We start from the raw sequence: 14,778 nt of genomic DNA on the forward strand, positions 1-14,778 counted from the left end.
TGCTACAACCCTTCAGGCTTATTTTTGGGCCAGCAGCTTCTTGAATAGATCCTCATCGTACGGCGAATAGATGTAACCGTCAGCCGGGAAATCCTTCGCCCGGGCGAGGTATTCGTCGATGTTGGAATTGTCGATCACCGGCAACGGGATCTTGACGAAAGCCGGCACATCCTCGCCCTCCAGTGCCTGGACGGCGGTGTAGGTGGCGAAGGCGCCGAGCCAGTTCGGCTGCATCGTCGCCCAGCTCTTCAGGCCCTTTTCCTTCCACAGTTCGAGAAACTGGCGCGCATTCTCGCCGGTGATCGGCACCTGGTCGCGGCCCTGCTTGTCGAGCGCGAGCACGGCGCCCGCCGACAACGCGCCGCCCAGCGACAGGATGCCGTCGATTTCGGGGTTGGCGAAAAGCAGGCTGGTGACGGCCTCCTGGGCGGGCGCGACATTGTAGGGCGTGTTCGTCTCGGCAAGCACCTTCACATCGGGATGGGCCTTAAGCTCGGCATCGGCGCCTTTGCGCCGGTCGTCGCTGACCGAAACGCCGGCTGGGCCATTGAGGATGAGGATCTTGCCCTTGCCGCCGATGGCGTCGATCAGGAACTTGGCCGCCTGATCGCCCCACTGTGAGGAATCGGTGTTGACCTTGGCGGTCACCTGGTCGGTATCGACGAGGCTGTCGAAGTTGATGATGGCGATGCCTTTGGCGCAGGCGTCCGCCAGCACGCGCGCCGGCGCGGTCGACGAACCAGCGATCAAGATGATGGCATCGACATCGGAATCGATCATCGACTGGATCTGCTGAATCTGGACGTTGGCGTCGCCCTGGGCATCGGTCACGACGAGTTTGTCGACCAAGCCTTGCTTCTTCAAAGTCTCGACTTCGGCTTCGATCGTGCCCTGTGTCTGCTTCATCCAGGTCGGCACTGAATAGATATTGGCCCAGCCGATCGTATATGGCGCTTTGCGATCGCCCTTGATGCATTTAGCGGCGGCGTTGGCCTGCGAACCGGCGCCGAGGCTGAGGAGGAGGCCGAGGCAAAGGGCACTGGCGGACGCGAAAAACGATGATTTCGTCATGATTGTTCCCTTCTGAAGTTATGCCTGGACGTGCGGGATCGGGACGAGAGAACCCGCCGGTTGCCGCATCGGAAACCGCCCGTTTTTCTCGTCAGGACTTTCTGCGCCTGGCTCGTTATTGTCCGATATTTCAGACAATAGGCCTGTATATCGGACAAACGGGATGCTAGACTGAGCCTTGACATCTTTCAAGCGTCTTGAGACGAGGGCCGAATGATTTTTGCGCGGGTGCGGCCTACATGAGCGATGGCGTCACTGGTCTAATTGAAACGGAAGCCGGCGCCGAGCCGCGCAATGGCGAACGGCGTCGCGGGATCGACCGCGTCATCATGCTACTCGAGGCCCTTCTGCGGCACCGCGCGCCGATGCGCGTCGGCGACATCGCCAAGATGATCGGCGCGCCGCGTTCAACCACTTATGAAATCGTCAACAGCCTGCTGGAAGCCGAAATGCTCGAAAATGTCGGGACGGAAGGCTACGTCTATTTCGGAAAGGCGATGCATCTGTTCGGCTGGGCCTACTCACATCATAATGCCCATTACCGGCGCATCATCGAAACCCTGGACAGACTTGGCGCGGAGACGGGCGAGACCGTCCAACTGTGCGGCCTGCGCGGGACCAAATATGTCGTCCTTGATTGCCGGGACTCGCCTGGCCCGTTCCGGATTTCAAGCGATGTAGGCGTCGAGGTGCCGATACCGTGGACGGCGTCCGGTAGGCTGCTGCTCGGCCATATGAGCGAGCAGGAAATACGGGACTTCATTCCGCCTGGCGACTACACGCTTCCCGACGGCCGCGTCATTGCGCCAGCCGAGTTCTTCGACGATGTCGCTCTGGCGCGCCAGCAAGGTTTCAGCGAGACCGCCGCTCTGGCCGACCGCTTCACCTGGTGCATGGCCGCGCCGATCCGCGACGGCAACGGAGCCATCAACAAGACGCTTTGTTTCGTGTTGCCCGTCGACACGCCAGAAGCGCGGCGCAGCGAATTGCTTGCCCTGTTATGCGAGCGCGCCAGTGGGTTGTCGCTCGCGGGAAGCTACTAAAAAATCGGCGCGCGAAGGTCTGGGGTGGGGTCCGTTCGTTCAGCCGCAGCAGCGAAGCCAGAAACTGGTACTCCGGTGAGTATGGCAAAGGCGGCAGCGCGCTCCTGCTACCAGATCATCGCATATTCGATCGGAAAAATCGGCAGTCGGCTTCGGCCTGGTTCAGACCTGCCTACGGAGTGTCGCCGACCATGCCTGAGAACAGCACTGAACGCGCTGACCGAGAAGAGAAAGCGAAGTGAAGTCCAGTATCGAGAGCCCTCCGTCGGCGATCACTCCTATGACTTTGTGGAAAGCGAGGTCGAATCCGACGCGCCGCTCCATGTCGGCGACATCGCGCTCGCCACTTGTCCAAGCTGGCTGGAATTCCGCGGACTGCCCGACTTCCTGCAGCGAAGGCCACGACTGGAACAATGGTATAGATCCTTCGTGGAACGCCCTTCAATGCGTGCCACGCCCTACGGCGGCGACACGCGAGATTGACATCGATCGCCAGGCTTTCGAGTTCCAGCATGTGTCCCTCATCAGCAAGCATTCTCGCGGTCATTTGCTGGGCGGCCTCGATGATAGAGCGCGAAACCGCGACCTTGCCAGGACAGCCTTGAGGGCGGCACATCAAAGGTCATTTCTTCGTCTGTGCGCGTCGCCTGACGCAGCACGTCAGGAGGCAGCCACTGCAACGAAAAGCGATTGTCCTTGCCTTTCGATGCGGAACAGGATGGGCTTTTTCTGCTGACGGGATTTCGTCCACTCTTGCTGGATATCCGACGGCTGCGTCACGTTGCGGGTATTGGCCGAGACGATGACGTCGCCAGGCCGAAGGCCGTTCTCGGCGGCGGGGCTGTTCGGCGCCACTTCCTGGATAAACACGCCGGTGGTACCCGGCTGCAGACCCAGTTGCTGGCGCGCTTCGTCCGGAATGGGGCTGAGCGACAGCCCGAGGCGTTGGTCCGCCCCTTCCGGACTCGGAACGGCACCGGTCTGTACCTCCTCGTCCTTGCGTTGACCGACGGTCAGTTCCACCTCCTGCTGAGAGCCGCCGCGGTTCCTTGTCAGCGTGGCTTTCGACCCTGGCTTTTCGTTCGCTGCCGCCAGCGTCAGGTCATGGACGCCCTGAATGTCCTTGTCGTTGAACCGGGTGATCACATCCCCCGATTGCAAGCCGGCCTTCTCCGCCGGACTGCCGGGCTCGACCGAGGCGACCAGCGCTCCCTTGGTGCTCGATATGCCAAGCGCCTGGGCAAGCGACGGCGTCACCTCCTGGAGACGCACTCCGATGAAGCCGCGCTCGATCCGGCCGGTGCGGATCAGCTGATCGGCGACGCTCCGTGCGGTTCGGGACGGCACGGCGAAACCGATGCCTATGCTGCCGCCCGACGGCGAGACGATGGCCGTGTTGACCCCGATCACTTCGCCTCGCGCGTTAAACAGGGGGCCGCCGGAATTGCCTCTGTTGATCGAGGCGTCTGTCTGGAGGAAATCGTCGTAAGGGCCGGCCTGGATGTCGCGCGAGCGGGCGGAAAGCACGCCGACGGTCACCGTTCCCCCGAGCCCGAAGGGACTGCCAATCGCGATCGTCCAGGCACCCGGCTGCATTGCGTCAGAGTCACCCCAGGCGGTGGTCGTCATGCTGGGGCGTGGATCGACCTTCAGCACCGCGATGTCGGTTGCTGGATCGCGGCCCACCAGTCGCGCGGGCGACGTCTCCTTATCGTAGAATACGACGTGGATTTCGGTGGAGTCGGCCACGACATGATTGTTGGTGACGATGTAGCCCTCGGGGCTGACCACGAAGCCGGAGCCAAGAGCTTCTCGCACCTGCGGCTGGACTGGCCCGCGGCCATCGAAGGGATTGAGAAAATCGTCGAGCATCGTTTGGTCCTGGATGATCTGCCTCGTCGTGATAGCGACCACGGCCGGCAGCTTCTGACGCACGATTGCGCTGAAGTCGTTCGGGATTTCCTGTGCTGAAACCGGAGCAAAGCCGCCAGCCGAGAGCATCAAGATTCCTGCGACGAGGCCCCTGCACAGTCGCTTCCTGGAAATGTAAGACATGATTGGTTCTCCTGCCCGACCGCCCTGGCGCTGCTGCGTGAGTTGTGCCAGACGCAAGAACTGACACTCACGCCGATTGTTTCACCGGTTCGAAAAAATGTTGATGGTGGGCTGAACCGCGAGAAATGTGGCGTTGCGGGGCCATTGAAATTTGGTCGAAACTCTCCAAAATTTCAGCTGGTAGAAATCGCGAGAGCCACCAAAGATGACATCAACAGAGGAGACTATTCAAAGCGGAGGACCATCGATGGAAGGAGCCATTTCGACGAGTTTTCCCCCAATCGGGCCCGAGGGGCCTGATGTTTTTCTTGACCGGTTGCTCCATCCAGCACGGCATTTCGAGCGACCTCAGGACGTGCTGGCTGACGTGACGCTGGACGTCCAGGAGAAGCGTGCAATCCTTTCGTCCTGGGCATCGGACGCCTGTGCAGTGGAATCGGTGCCGGCGCTGCGCATGCCGCCGGGAGCAACCGAACCGGTCAGCTTCGATGCCATCATGGACGCGTTGCGCCAATTGGATCAATTGGAGAAGCTTCCCGGCGCCGGTCACGGTCGTGAGATCGAAAGTATTGCGGTCACCGGTTTTACAGCATCCGTCGATCGACTTTGAGTGGAGCGCAGCCACGCTCTTCATCCGAGGCATCCGCCCGCCGGCCAGGATTGGCCGGCGGGCGGGATAGACGTGTTCTTAGCGACCAGTCGTCTGGCTGAAAATTTTCCTATAGCCCCCCTTGAACACGTAAAGCACTGTTATAAATAATTAATCGCCGGTCGCCAGATGGGGCCGGCGCAGGTCCAGGAGGCGTCAAGGCTCTCTTGGCGTCTCCTTGTATCCATGTTGCTCAAAGGAGGATGTGGCTATGAGGACAAACCTCGATTTTACCCCCCTGTTCCGGTCCAGCATCGGCTTCGACCGAATTTTCAACATGCTGGAGAATGCGAGCCGTATCACTGCGATAGACAATTGGCCGCCCTATGACATCGCCAAGACTGGTGAGGACGCCTATCGCATCACCATGGCGGTCCCCGGCTTCTCGCGGGATCAGCTGACCATCACTCATCAGCCTAACCTGTTGGTTGTGAGCGGGTCGCAATCTGGCGACGATGACGGCCAGTATCTCTATCGCGGCATAGCCGGGCCCGCCTTCGAGCGTCGGTTCGAACTGGCCGACCATGTGAAGGTCGTTGGCGCCAGCCTGGACAATGGGCTGCTGAACATCGATCTCAAGCGCGAGCTTCCCGAAGAGATGAAGCCGCGCCGGATCGCCATCGCCGGCAGCACGGCAAAGGCAGCACCGCGGCAGATCGAGGCCGAAAAGAACGCAGCCTGAAGTCAGCGTGAACCAGAAGCGACAGGCACCGGCAATCGTCCGGTGCCGCGCGGTTGAACGTGGAGGTGAATGACAATGAACATGCGTGACCTTATCCCGTGGGGCCGCAACAACAACCAGGCCCCGAGCATCTATAGCGGTGGCGACCCGTTCCTTTCGCTTCACCGCGAGGTAAACCGGCTCTTTGACGATATGTTGAGGAGCTTCGAGACGCGCTTGCCTGCTGCGGGGCAGCTTTCGCCTTTCGAGAGCGGCTGGCCGAAGGTGGAGATCTCGGAGTCGGATAATGAGCTTCGCGTCACCGCCGAGGTCCCCGGCATGGAAGAGAAGGACATCGAAGTTCTGCTCGACGAAGACGTGCTGACCCTGCGTGGCGAAAAGCAGTCGGAGACCGACGAGAAGGACTACTCCGAGCGCTTCTATGGTCGCTTCGAGCGGCGCATACCCCTTGGCTACGAGGTCGAGGACGACAAGGTCAAGGCGTCCTTTGCCAATGGCGTCCTGACCCTGACGCTGCCGAAGAACCCGAACGCGCAGTCGAAGGTGAAGCGCATCCCGATCACCCACTGACGCATGGAGCAAGTCGGAGGCGGCAGGCCGCTGCCTCCGGCGCATCCTTCGCCAAAATGGGAGGGATGAGTGATGCAGAAGCAAGAAAGAGAAGTCACACCAGTCGTAGAAAATCTCGAACTGGCAAACGACAACCGCGGGCGAGCGCCGCTGTTCGGCAGATCCGAGTTCCCGAGTGATGCGGTCGCACGGATCTACAAGCCTTGCCGCTCAGTCATGACCTCCGGCCGTGCGCGGCCGAAGGTCTGGCGGCTGGTGTTCGAGCGGCGTACTGCGCCGGTCATTGAACCGCTGATGGGCTACACCGGAGGTGGTGACACGCTGACCCAGGTGGAGCTCGATTTTCCGACGGCTCAGGCGGCCATCGACTATGCCGAACGGCAGGGGCTTGCCTACGAGGTTCAAGGAAGCCCGGCGGCCGAAAAGTCCGTCGAATCTTCTGATGCGGACAAGCGGCTGCAGGCCGGCGCAGACGTTGTCTTGAACCGCCTCCAGTTGACTTTGCTGCAGACCAGCTATGGCGCTGTTTCGCAGGCGTCGCATTATCGAGCGGCTCTGGCGGACTCGGAGGCACTTTTTGCATCGCCGATGGATGTGGTCGTCGACCCTCTTCTGACCGCCGACGAGAAACGCGCCATCCTGCGCAACTGGGCGTGGAATGAGTATCTGGTCGATCTCGCAACGGCCGAGGGGATGCCGGAGAACGCGCGTCCGACGCGGCTCGACGAAGTGGAACAGGCGCTGGTCGCATTGGAACCCTGGATGACGGCAGCGAACCTGACCGTCTCCATTCCTGAACAGAAGCAGAAGGCAATGTGAGGTGACGCTATGGATCCGCTCATTGTGTTCGATTGTGAAAATACCGTGCCGAACCGTTTCGCACTGGCTGTCGCCGCGGTGAGACGGGCTCGTGCACTCAGCCGGGGCGCCGAGCCTCGCCTGTCCGACAAAGTGACTGTGGCCGTCGAACTCGCCTGCGTGAGATCGCCGGCAACCGGTTCCAGCCCGACGAGTCAAGCCCTTCGTTCTGGCGGGTTCGGTTCCGCGCGATCGCCGGGTTCGGCCCGGCCGACGAAGAAAGCTTCGCGGTGGCGAAGGGCAATCCCTGGCCGCCGCACCCGCCTTCGCTCAGAGGGCGGTGCACTGACCATGTCAGGAAAGGAGGATGAACAATGGAGAAATGGCTGAAATCTGAAACACGTCCGGTGATCGACATCCTCAATGTGATCGCCGGCATAGCGCTGGTTCTGTCGCCTTGGTTTCTCGGCTTTGCGGCTGAACCCCATGCGGCCTGGAACGCCTGGATCGCCGGTGCGGTGATCGCCCTGATCGCCGTGGGTGCACTGGTTGCGTTCCATGCCTATGAGGAATGGGCAAACCTGGTGGTTGGGCTATGGACGCTGATCTCGCCTTGGGTCCTCGGTTTTTCGGCCCTGGCTGCCGCCATGTGGGCGCATGTGATTGTGGGCGTCATCGTGGCGGCCTTGGCTGCCGGAAACCTCTGGTTCTTCGGCGACCGTCCGGTTTCAACGGCCTGACCAGTCTCTCCGGCGGGCCTGGATTTCCGGGCCCGCTTTTTTCAACCGTCTTCGATGGGGTCTGCCGTTGCAGGCGTTGCGGCCAGGCACATCGGCAGCCGAAACACAGGCCGCTTTTTCACCGACGTGTATTGAGCCGGATCTCGCCCTGCAGCTCGTCATTTCCCGTGCTTGGCGCGCGGGGAAGAAAGAGATGAACGCTTGTTCCCTCGCCGACTGCACTCTCGATCCGAACATGCCCTCCAGACTGCTTGATGAAGCCGTAAACCTGGCTAAGCCCAAGTCCGGTCCCCTGGCCATCCGCCTTGGTGGTAAAGAACGGCTCGAACACCTGGGCCAGGACCTCCTTGCTCATCCCGCACCCCGTATCGCGGACCGTGACCCGAACGAAAGAGGCAGCCAGAGCGGGCACGTCTTCGATGTCGCCTGGAGTATCGCTGGTCTCAATCGCCAGCGTGCCCCTGCCGGCCATCGCGTCCTTGGCATTCACAGCCAGGTTCAGGATGGCGACGTCCAGCTGATTGGCGTCGACGAGGACAGGGCCAAGTGCCGGATCCAGCTCAAGGCTAATGCCGATCCCGTTCCCCAGCGTCCGCTCCAGCAGCATCGTGACGGCTTTGATTCGTCCATTCAGGTCGATTCTCTCCGGATACAGCGACTGTCCGCGAGAGAACGCGAGCAATTGCTGCGTGAGCGCACCGCAGTTTTGCGTTCGTTTCAGCAACTCTTCAATCAGAATCGCCGTGTTCGGATTGGCAGGATCCTGGCGCAGCTGCTTCTGAAGCAGTCGCAGCCCCGATTCGAACACCGCGAGCAGATTGTTGATGTCGTGAACGATGCCGGCGGCGAGCCGGCCGATCGCCTCGAGCTTTTGTGATTGACGTCGACGCTCCTGCTGCGCGCGTTGCGCGGAGACGTCGCGAAGACTGGCAAGCAGCGCCGGCCTACCATCCCAGCTAAGCTCGACCGTCCGCATTTCCACTTCGGCTGGTGCTCGATTGGGTCTGTGGACGGTGATTTCCGTGGTTTCACCCGATATGACCGGTCGCCCGAGGGGAATCTGGACGAGATCGGCAGCCGGACAACCGAAGATCGCGGCCGCCGCCGGATGCATAAAGCACCGTTCCCGTCAGATCCACGACGAGAACCCCGTCGGCCGTGGTTTCGATCAGCCGTCGAAAATCGAACTGGCTGATGCCCGTCAGACTTGCCTCGCCGTATTGGTCGAAGATTTCGGCTGCGGCGCGCGCCATCTCAACGCTCCTCACGCCAAGGACGCGGCGGAGCGCCGAACACGTCGGGCGCGCCATCGAAGGGCTGACCGAGATGCATCCCGGCGCTGTCGATTGTGAAGCGCCGAATCTGCTTGTCATGCTCGCTGCCGCGCATTTTCAGCACCATGATCCCCCGATGCATGAAATCCCCTTCCTGGATGTACCGCAACAGGATGATCGAGTCCGTGAGGGTTGAAATATGCTGTTCGCTGGCACTCTGGCCGCCGACGAGCGATTTGTTGGTGGCTGTGCAAAGGCCAGCGATCTCGTGTTTCTTGATGAAGGAAGTGAGGCTGATCAGGAATTCCCGGAAACCGGTCTCTGGTGCGATCCGTTCCAATGCCGACAGGCTGTCGATAGCGATCCGGTCAGGTTTGAACTCCTCAACGAGTTCGCGAATCATCAACAGGTGATCCGGCAAGTTCTGCGCTTCCGGGTAAATGCAAACGACCTTCAGCCGGCCATCCGCCTCCATGCCCTCGAAATCGACGCCCCAGCCGCGCGCATTGCGGAACAGCTGGCCGCGGCTCTCTTCGTAGCCGACCAGCAAGGCACGTTCGCCAGCCGCTGCGCCGCCTGCCAGAAAGTTGGTCACCAGCAGCGTCTTTCCGGTGCCCGTCGCACCGCTGACGAGGGTGACGCTGTCGCGGAAGAATCCACCGCCACACATCCTGTCGAGTTCCGGATTGCCGCTCGTCACCCGCTTGGTGCTGGATTGCTGCTCAAGCCGCAATGAAGACAGTGGCACTGCCACTATGCCTTGCTTCACCACGAGCGTGATCGGCACCTCGCCCTCGACGTGGCGGCTGCCCCGCATCTTGAGAACTTCGATCGTGCGCCTGCGCCGCTCGCGGTCGAGCGCGTTGCGCAGGATTACGACGTTGTCGGCAACGAACTCCTCGATCCGGTGGCGGGAGATCTCGCCATACTCGCTGTTGCGTTCGGCGGTCATCAGCACCGTCAAACCATCCCTCTTTAGCGCTGTCGCGATGCGAAGGAGCTCCCGACGCACCGATGTCTGCTCCGCGACGAAGTGGTCGAAGAGCTGGGTGACCGAATCCAGCACAATGCGCTTCGCCGCGGCGTTTCGCGCAGCGTGCAGGACACGCGCTAGCAAGCCTGACAAATCGAAATTGCCGATAATCATCTGGTCGTGGTCACGCGGGCTGGCGTCGACGAAAACCAAGTTGTTCGTCTCGCGCCAACGGCGGATGTCCCAGCCGAAGCTGGCCATGTTGACCTCGATCTCGAGCGGCGATTCCTCGAACGTGACGAAGACGCCTGGCTCGTCGAGCACGGTGATGCCATGGGCCAGAAACTGCGTTGCAAATACAGTCTTGCCACTGCCCGGCGTGCCTCCGACGATGGTGGTGCGCCCGCGCGGCAGGCCGCCCATCACAAGATCGTCGAAAGCCTCGATACCGGTCCTGACGCGTTCGAGCACAGGATCGATGAGGATCTCTTCAGCTGTGGTCATAGCCACTGTCCTTCTTGCGACAACCGAAATAGTCGAGAACCTGAGCGATGTTGCCGATGTCGCCAATCAGCCGGCGTGGAGGGGTGGTTGACTCATCCGAGAGCGCCGGCGTCGCTAGAATGCCGGCCCTTTCAGCCTCTTCAGGATGGGCGAGGACGTCGACGACCTGGATTTCGACACGGCCGGCCAACTCCTCCACTATCCTCAGACGGCTTTCCAGCGCCCGCCGGGCGCCCGGCGCATCGCCGGCGACATAGAGTCGAAGCAGGCCGTTGGCCCCTGGATTGGACCGATCATTGACGCTCATGTTCACGCCTTGCTGCAGGGAGTTGCAGTTTTCGGCGTGCACGAGGCGCCACGCCACGGAATCCAGTCGCCGGCATTTTTCTTCCCTCAGCAGAAGTCGGTCTGCCTGGAAGCCGATGCACCACGGCTCGCGCTCGGTGAGGCCTGGATCAGCGCCCCTTATGTCTTTGTAGATAGCTGTGCCTGGTTCGTCTGCGCACTTGTGAACATTTCTCCACATTTGGCGTTGTAGACGTCCCATTTGAAAAGAGGAGTGCGATGGAGAACCTGCAAAAAACAATCGGAGCCGATTGGAAACAACCTGCTTCGGGCACTCAGGGCGGACGACTGGGAGATCCTGCACCCAGGACTCGAACAATGGTGGGCGTCCGCCGGGACACTGCTGCACGAACCAGGCGATACGGTCCGCTTCGCTTACTTTCCTTGCGGATCGGCACTGGTCTCCTATCTTGTCGTGCTGAGCGACGGGCGAGCGATAGAGACTGCGCTGATCGGTCGTGAAGGAGCGGTAGGCGGCATCGTCAGCCAAGGCAGACTGCCGGCGTATGCGCGGGCCGAAGTTCAGCTTGGAGGGGTATTCTTCAGGATCGACCTGCACCATCTCGAAGAAGCCAAATTGCGTTCCTTGACATTGCATCACCTGTTCGCCCGTTACGCCGATTGCCTGATGGCGCAGGTGTTCCAATCCGTCGCCTGCAGCGCAGCGCATTCGATTGAACAGCGCACTGCAAGATGGCTGGTGGCGGCGACAGAACGGACGGGGGCACAGGAACTGGGTGTGACGCAGGAACAGCTTGCGACAATGCTAGGCGTCGGCCGCAGCTATCTGAGCCGAGTCATCCGCGACCTGCGGCAGCGCGGCGTCATCGAGACGCGGCGCGCTCGGCTTGCGGTGCGCAATGCTGACGGGCTGCGTTCCCTTGCCTGCGAGTGCAATGCGGCGGTCAGCCATCATTTCAACGACGTATTGAAAGGAGTCTATCCGGCGGAGGAAAACGGCTGACAAGTTCGCCGGGCCTGCCGCACAGGAAGGACAATGACTGACCCACTATCGTCGCCGGCCGGTCTGGGCTTCCCACTTTTTGCGCCGTACCTGGCCTGCACCGATGCCGCGCGGGCTTGGCGACCTATATCCGGTTCCCTGTGGAGGCCGCCATGGACATGAGCAACAGAAATACGCGGTTCAATATCTGGTACTGGGTCGCGGCGTTCGTGGGCGTGATGGTCGTCCAGTATATCTATGCCACGACGCAGCACGTCGCCGAGATACCGTACAGCCAGTTCGAGACCTTGCTGAACGCCGGCAAAATCGCCGAGGTGCAGGTTTCGGACCGCTTCATCCAGGGCCGCTTCAAGGAGCCGCAAGACGGCAGGCCGCAATTCATCACCACACGCGTCGAGCCGAACCTCGCCCGTGACCTGCAGGAGCACGGTGTCACTGTGACCGGCCAGGTCGAAAGCACCTTCCTGAGCGACCTGCTTTCCTGGGTTGTGCCGGTGCTCGTCTTCTTTGGCCTGTGGATGCTGCTTCTAAGACGCATGGACGGCGGCGTCGGAGGTTTGATGCAAATTGGCAGGAGCAAGGCCAGGGTCTATGTCGAAGCCAATACCGGCGTGACGTTCGACGATGTGGCGGGGGTCGATGAAGCCAAGGCCGAGCTGCAGGAGATTGTGGATTTTCTGAAGAACCCGGGCGAATACGGCCGCCTCGGAGGCCGCATGCCCAAAGGCGTGCTGCTGGTCGGACCGCCGGGCACGGGCAAGACTCTGCTCGCCAAGGCCGTCGCCGGCGAAGCCAAGGTCCCGTTCTTCTCGATCTCCGGTTCGGAGTTCGTCGAGATGTTCGTGGGGGTCGGGGCCGCGCGCGTGCGCGACCTTTTCGAGCAGGCGCGGTCCAAGGCTCCCGCAATCATATTCATCGACGAGCTCGACGCTCTTGGCCGCGCCCGCGGGACCATGGTCGGCGGTCACGACGAAAAGGAGCAGACGCTCAACCAGCTTCTGGTCGAACTCGACGGTTTCGATCCACAGATCGGCGTCGTGCTGCTGGCCGCGACGAACCGTCCTGAGATCCTTGATCCGGCACTTCTGCGCGCCGGCCGTTTCGACCGCCAGGTATTGGTCGACCGGCCCGACAAGCAGGGTCGCATCAAGATCCTGCAGGTTCACATGAGCAAGGCCAAGCTGGCGACGGATGTCGATGCGGAAAAGGTGGCGGCGCTGACGCCCGGTTTCACCGGTGCTGACCTGGCCAATCTCGTGAACGAGGCGACGTTGCTCGCCACGCGCCGCAAGGCGGATGCGGTAATGATGGGAGATTTCAACAATGCGGTGGAGCGCATCGTCGCGGGACTGGAGAAACGCAACCGGCTCCTGAACCCGAAGGAGCGCGAGATCGTCGCCTACCATGAAATGGGTCATGCGCTGGTAGCCATGGCCCTGCCTGGCGTCGACCCGGTGCACAAGGTGTCGATCATACCACGCGGCGTCGGCGCGCTCGGCTACACTATCCAGCGTCCGACCGAGGACCGCTTCCTGATGACGCGCGAGGAGCTGGACAACAAGATGGCAGTGCTGCTCGGCGGCAGGGCGGCCGAATGGATCGTATTCGGCCATCTGTCCACCGGAGCCGCCGATGATCTCGCCAAGGTAACCGACATAGCGCGCGCCATGGTGACGCGTTACGGCATGTCGGCAAAACTCGGGCACGTGGCGTTGGAAAAGGACCCACGCTCGTTCCTGAGCCCCAACCCGCTCGCCGGCGGACCGCGCGAGCACGATTACGGCGAAGCCGCCGCCGATGCCATCGACGCAGAAGTGCGCGACATTGTGGAGGCCGCGCTCGGACGAACCGTCAGCCTGCTCACCTCCCGGCGCGACGTGCTGGAAAGGGCGGCACGCAGGCTGCTCGAGACCGAGACGCTCGATGAGACTGAACTTGCGGCGCTGGTCGGAGACGTCTCGACGGCGGATCGTGCTGCGCAGGATAGTTCGCATAAGAAGAAGGCTGCGCTGCAGCCGGCCAGGACCGCGGCTGCAATCCCCACGCGCGGATCGGGGAAGTTTCGGACGCAATAATGATGTTTCGGACTGCTCCCGCCGGCACAGACCGCTCTTGGAAAGCCGTGCCGCACGCTAGGACGGTGACACGCAAGATCGACATTGATCTCTAGGCTTTCGAAATCCAGTATGTGTCGGTCACCAACCAAGCGTTCTCGATGCCATTTTTCGGTCGCCCTCGGTGATATTGCGCGAGACGGGTGACCTTGCCTCGCGCAGCTTTGAGGGCGACCATCAAGGCCTTTTCTTCGTCACTGCGCCTGGCTCCGCTGCAAGGGTAAAATCCGCATGGCACAAGTGATCGTACGGGAAACGTATCGCCAGCCCTTTCCAGAAGCATCATGAAACCTCGTCGGTCTTCACCCGTGAACGGCAATGCCATCCGGCCAGCGTCGGACAAATTTGAAAGCCACCGTTCCGGCACGTGCGTCACTCCGGCAAAGGCGATCACGACATCGAGGTCTGGCAGATCAATTGCCTGCGTTGCATCACCGCACGTCACTTCGACGTGCGCATAATGAGCAAGATTGCCTTGCGCGCGACGAGCTAGTTGTTCGTCGATCTCATATGCAATCACGCGTCCTTCAGAACCGGTCAGTTCAGCGAGGATGGCGGTGAAATAGCCGACACCGGCGCCCACCTGAAGGACGGTCTGGCCGGGAGTGATGTTCAGATGGTCGAAAACCAATGCCCAAAGCGACGGCAAGCCGCTGTTCAGTCCGCGTTTTTCGTCAAGCAAGACCAGAACGTCGTGGTAGATCTCATGAAGTGCGGCTGAAGGGCTGGTATGGACCGCCCCGATTTGCAATCTCGAATGGATACGCCATGGCCCGTCGCCAAGGTAGTGTTCGCGCGGAACCCTTGCAAAGGCCTCGATGACCGCAGGATTGTGCAAGACAGGTGATGCGACACGCAGGTCTTCGGCAAACCACCGGCGCGCTACACTAGCATCGATTTCTGTTGGCATAGAGTATCGGCTCCCGGATTGCGCGTACTCCATCATGCTCTCAGAAAACCGAGTGACGGCAAAGGGCGGCTATCCTCGTATGGACG

Annotated in this window: 16 protein-coding genes; 9 read left to right on the top strand and 7 right to left on the bottom strand. The window is 61.2% G+C overall.

From position 1 onward, the window contains the following. Window positions 1–18 precede the first annotated feature (18 nt). Window positions 19–1,071, bottom strand: coding sequence for an ABC transporter substrate-binding protein (locus NKI39_RS16195; RefSeq protein WP_352470927.1), 1,053 nt, complete (start codon window positions 1,069–1,071; stop codon window positions 19–21). Window positions 1,072–1,310: 239 nt separating this feature from the next. Here NKI39_RS16195 and NKI39_RS16200 point away from each other — a divergent pair, with 239 nt between their 5' ends. After that, window positions 1,311–2,114 (top strand): IclR family transcriptional regulator, encoded by an 804-nt coding sequence (locus NKI39_RS16200; RefSeq protein ID WP_352832963.1) that lies wholly within the window; start codon window positions 1,311–1,313, stop codon window positions 2,112–2,114. Between the two features lie 660 nt (window positions 2,115–2,774). Here the strand turns inward: NKI39_RS16200 and NKI39_RS16205 are convergent. Continuing rightward, the gene (locus NKI39_RS16205) at window positions 2,775–4,169 is read right to left on the bottom strand and encodes a Do family serine endopeptidase (protein ID WP_352832966.1); all 1,395 of its coding nucleotides are present in this window, start codon (window positions 4,167–4,169) and stop codon (window positions 2,775–2,777) included. 247 nt (window positions 4,170–4,416) lie between these two features. Between NKI39_RS16205 and NKI39_RS16210 the strand changes: the two genes are divergently transcribed. The 6 genes from NKI39_RS16210 (at window position 4,417) to NKI39_RS16235 (ending at window position 7,608) form a co-directional block, all read left to right on the top strand. Further along, complete coding sequence (locus NKI39_RS16210) at window positions 4,417–4,779, top strand: hypothetical protein (RefSeq protein WP_352832968.1); 363 nt, start codon at window positions 4,417–4,419, stop codon at window positions 4,777–4,779. A 250-nt stretch (window positions 4,780–5,029) separates the two neighbouring features. Then, window positions 5,030–5,500 carry an Hsp20 family protein gene (locus NKI39_RS16215; protein WP_352832971.1) on the top strand — a complete coding sequence of 157 codons (471 nt, stop codon included), beginning with the start codon at window positions 5,030–5,032 and terminating at the stop codon, window positions 5,498–5,500. A gap of 75 nt (window positions 5,501–5,575) precedes the next feature. Further along, window positions 5,576–6,070 (top strand): Hsp20/alpha crystallin family protein, encoded by a 495-nt coding sequence (locus NKI39_RS16220; RefSeq protein ID WP_352832974.1) that lies wholly within the window; start codon window positions 5,576–5,578, stop codon window positions 6,068–6,070. Between the two features lie 72 nt (window positions 6,071–6,142). Further along, a complete protein-coding gene (locus NKI39_RS16225; RefSeq protein WP_352832977.1) occupies window positions 6,143–6,889 on the top strand; it encodes an NADH dehydrogenase ubiquinone Fe-S protein 4 in 747 nt (248 codons plus the stop codon). A gap of 9 nt (window positions 6,890–6,898) precedes the next feature. Beyond that, complete coding sequence (rpoZ, locus tag NKI39_RS16230; RefSeq protein ID WP_352706441.1) at window positions 6,899–7,258, top strand: DNA-directed RNA polymerase subunit omega; 360 nt, start codon at window positions 6,899–6,901, stop codon at window positions 7,256–7,258. Beyond that, window positions 7,243–7,608, top strand: a complete 366-nt coding sequence (locus NKI39_RS16235; protein WP_352706440.1) for an SPW repeat protein — start codon at window positions 7,243–7,245, stop codon at window positions 7,606–7,608. Before rpoZ ends, NKI39_RS16235 begins: the two co-directional genes overlap by 16 nt. Before the next feature lie 118 nt (window positions 7,609–7,726). Here NKI39_RS16235 and NKI39_RS16240 read toward each other — a convergent pair whose 3' ends face one another. The 4 genes from NKI39_RS16240 to NKI39_RS16255 are packed head-to-tail and all read right to left on the bottom strand — an operon-like array spanning window position 7,727 to window position 11,350. After that, window positions 7,727–8,584 (bottom strand): sensor histidine kinase, encoded by an 858-nt coding sequence (locus tag NKI39_RS16240; RefSeq protein ID WP_352832981.1) that lies wholly within the window; start codon window positions 8,582–8,584, stop codon window positions 7,727–7,729. A gap of 52 nt (window positions 8,585–8,636) precedes the next feature. Then, the gene (locus tag NKI39_RS16245) at window positions 8,637–8,861 is read right to left on the bottom strand and encodes a PAS domain-containing protein (protein ID WP_352832983.1); all 225 of its coding nucleotides are present in this window, start codon (window positions 8,859–8,861) and stop codon (window positions 8,637–8,639) included. 1 nt (window position 8,862) lies between these two features. Beyond that, window positions 8,863–10,359, bottom strand: a complete 1,497-nt coding sequence (gene kaiC / locus NKI39_RS16250; RefSeq protein ID WP_352832986.1) for a circadian clock protein KaiC — start codon at window positions 10,357–10,359, stop codon at window positions 8,863–8,865. After that, on the bottom strand, window positions 10,346–11,350 hold the full coding sequence (locus tag NKI39_RS16255; protein ID WP_352832989.1) for a circadian clock KaiB family protein: 1,005 nt from the start codon (window positions 11,348–11,350) through the stop codon (window positions 10,346–10,348). The genes kaiC and NKI39_RS16255 overlap by 14 nt, the downstream gene beginning before the upstream one ends. Here NKI39_RS16255 and NKI39_RS16260 point away from each other — a divergent pair. Both NKI39_RS16260 and ftsH read left to right on the top strand, forming a co-directional pair. Then, the gene (locus NKI39_RS16260) at window positions 11,333–11,668 is read left to right on the top strand and encodes a Crp/Fnr family transcriptional regulator (RefSeq protein WP_352832992.1); all 336 of its coding nucleotides are present in this window, start codon (window positions 11,333–11,335) and stop codon (window positions 11,666–11,668) included. The two genes, NKI39_RS16255 and NKI39_RS16260, sit on opposite strands and share 18 nt — an antisense overlap. A gap of 152 nt (window positions 11,669–11,820) precedes the next feature. Further along, window positions 11,821–13,743: an ATP-dependent zinc metalloprotease FtsH gene (ftsH, locus tag NKI39_RS16265; RefSeq protein ID WP_352832994.1), complete on the top strand. Its 1,923-nt coding sequence runs from the start codon at window positions 11,821–11,823 to the stop codon at window positions 13,741–13,743. 91 nt (window positions 13,744–13,834) lie between these two features. On the opposite strand, the gene NKI39_RS16270 is transcribed toward ftsH, so the two are convergent. Next, on the bottom strand, window positions 13,835–14,692 hold the full coding sequence (locus tag NKI39_RS16270; RefSeq protein ID WP_352832997.1) for a protein-L-isoaspartate O-methyltransferase family protein: 858 nt from the start codon (window positions 14,690–14,692) through the stop codon (window positions 13,835–13,837). Between the last annotated feature and the right edge of the window lie 86 nt (window positions 14,693–14,778).

Origin of the sequence: Mesorhizobium sp. M0664 (assembly GCF_040320565.1) — a bacterium.
Lineage (GTDB): Bacteria > Pseudomonadota > Alphaproteobacteria > Rhizobiales > Rhizobiaceae > Mesorhizobium.

Coding starts and splice junctions, on each gene's coding strand:
- NKI39_RS16195 (WP_352470927.1), bottom strand. CDS start 1,071: ATGACGAAATCATCGTTTTTCGCGTCCGCCAGTGCCCTTTGCCTCGGC.
- kaiC (WP_352832986.1), bottom strand. CDS start 10,359: ATGACCACAGCTGAAGAGATCCTCATCGATCCTGTGCTCGAACGCGTC.
- NKI39_RS16245 (WP_352832983.1), bottom strand. CDS start 8,861: ATGGCGCGCGCCGCAGCCGAAATCTTCGACCAATACGGCGAGGCAAGT.
- NKI39_RS16270 (WP_352832997.1), bottom strand. CDS start 14,692: ATGCCAACAGAAATCGATGCTAGTGTAGCGCGCCGGTGGTTTGCCGAA.
- NKI39_RS16215 (WP_352832971.1), top strand. CDS start 5,030: ATGAGGACAAACCTCGATTTTACCCCCCTGTTCCGGTCCAGCATCGGC.
- ftsH (WP_352832994.1), top strand. CDS start 11,821: ATGGACATGAGCAACAGAAATACGCGGTTCAATATCTGGTACTGGGTC.
- NKI39_RS16235 (WP_352706440.1), top strand. CDS start 7,243: ATGGAGAAATGGCTGAAATCTGAAACACGTCCGGTGATCGACATCCTC.
- NKI39_RS16260 (WP_352832992.1), top strand. CDS start 11,333: ATGGCGCAGGTGTTCCAATCCGTCGCCTGCAGCGCAGCGCATTCGATT.
- NKI39_RS16225 (WP_352832977.1), top strand. CDS start 6,143: ATGCAGAAGCAAGAAAGAGAAGTCACACCAGTCGTAGAAAATCTCGAA.
- NKI39_RS16240 (WP_352832981.1), bottom strand. CDS start 8,584: ATGCGGACGGTCGAGCTTAGCTGGGATGGTAGGCCGGCGCTGCTTGCC.
- NKI39_RS16205 (WP_352832966.1), bottom strand. CDS start 4,169: ATGTCTTACATTTCCAGGAAGCGACTGTGCAGGGGCCTCGTCGCAGGA.
- NKI39_RS16200 (WP_352832963.1), top strand. CDS start 1,311: ATGAGCGATGGCGTCACTGGTCTAATTGAAACGGAAGCCGGCGCCGAG.
- NKI39_RS16210 (WP_352832968.1), top strand. CDS start 4,417: ATGGAAGGAGCCATTTCGACGAGTTTTCCCCCAATCGGGCCCGAGGGG.
- NKI39_RS16220 (WP_352832974.1), top strand. CDS start 5,576: ATGAACATGCGTGACCTTATCCCGTGGGGCCGCAACAACAACCAGGCC.
- rpoZ (WP_352706441.1), top strand. CDS start 6,899: ATGGATCCGCTCATTGTGTTCGATTGTGAAAATACCGTGCCGAACCGT.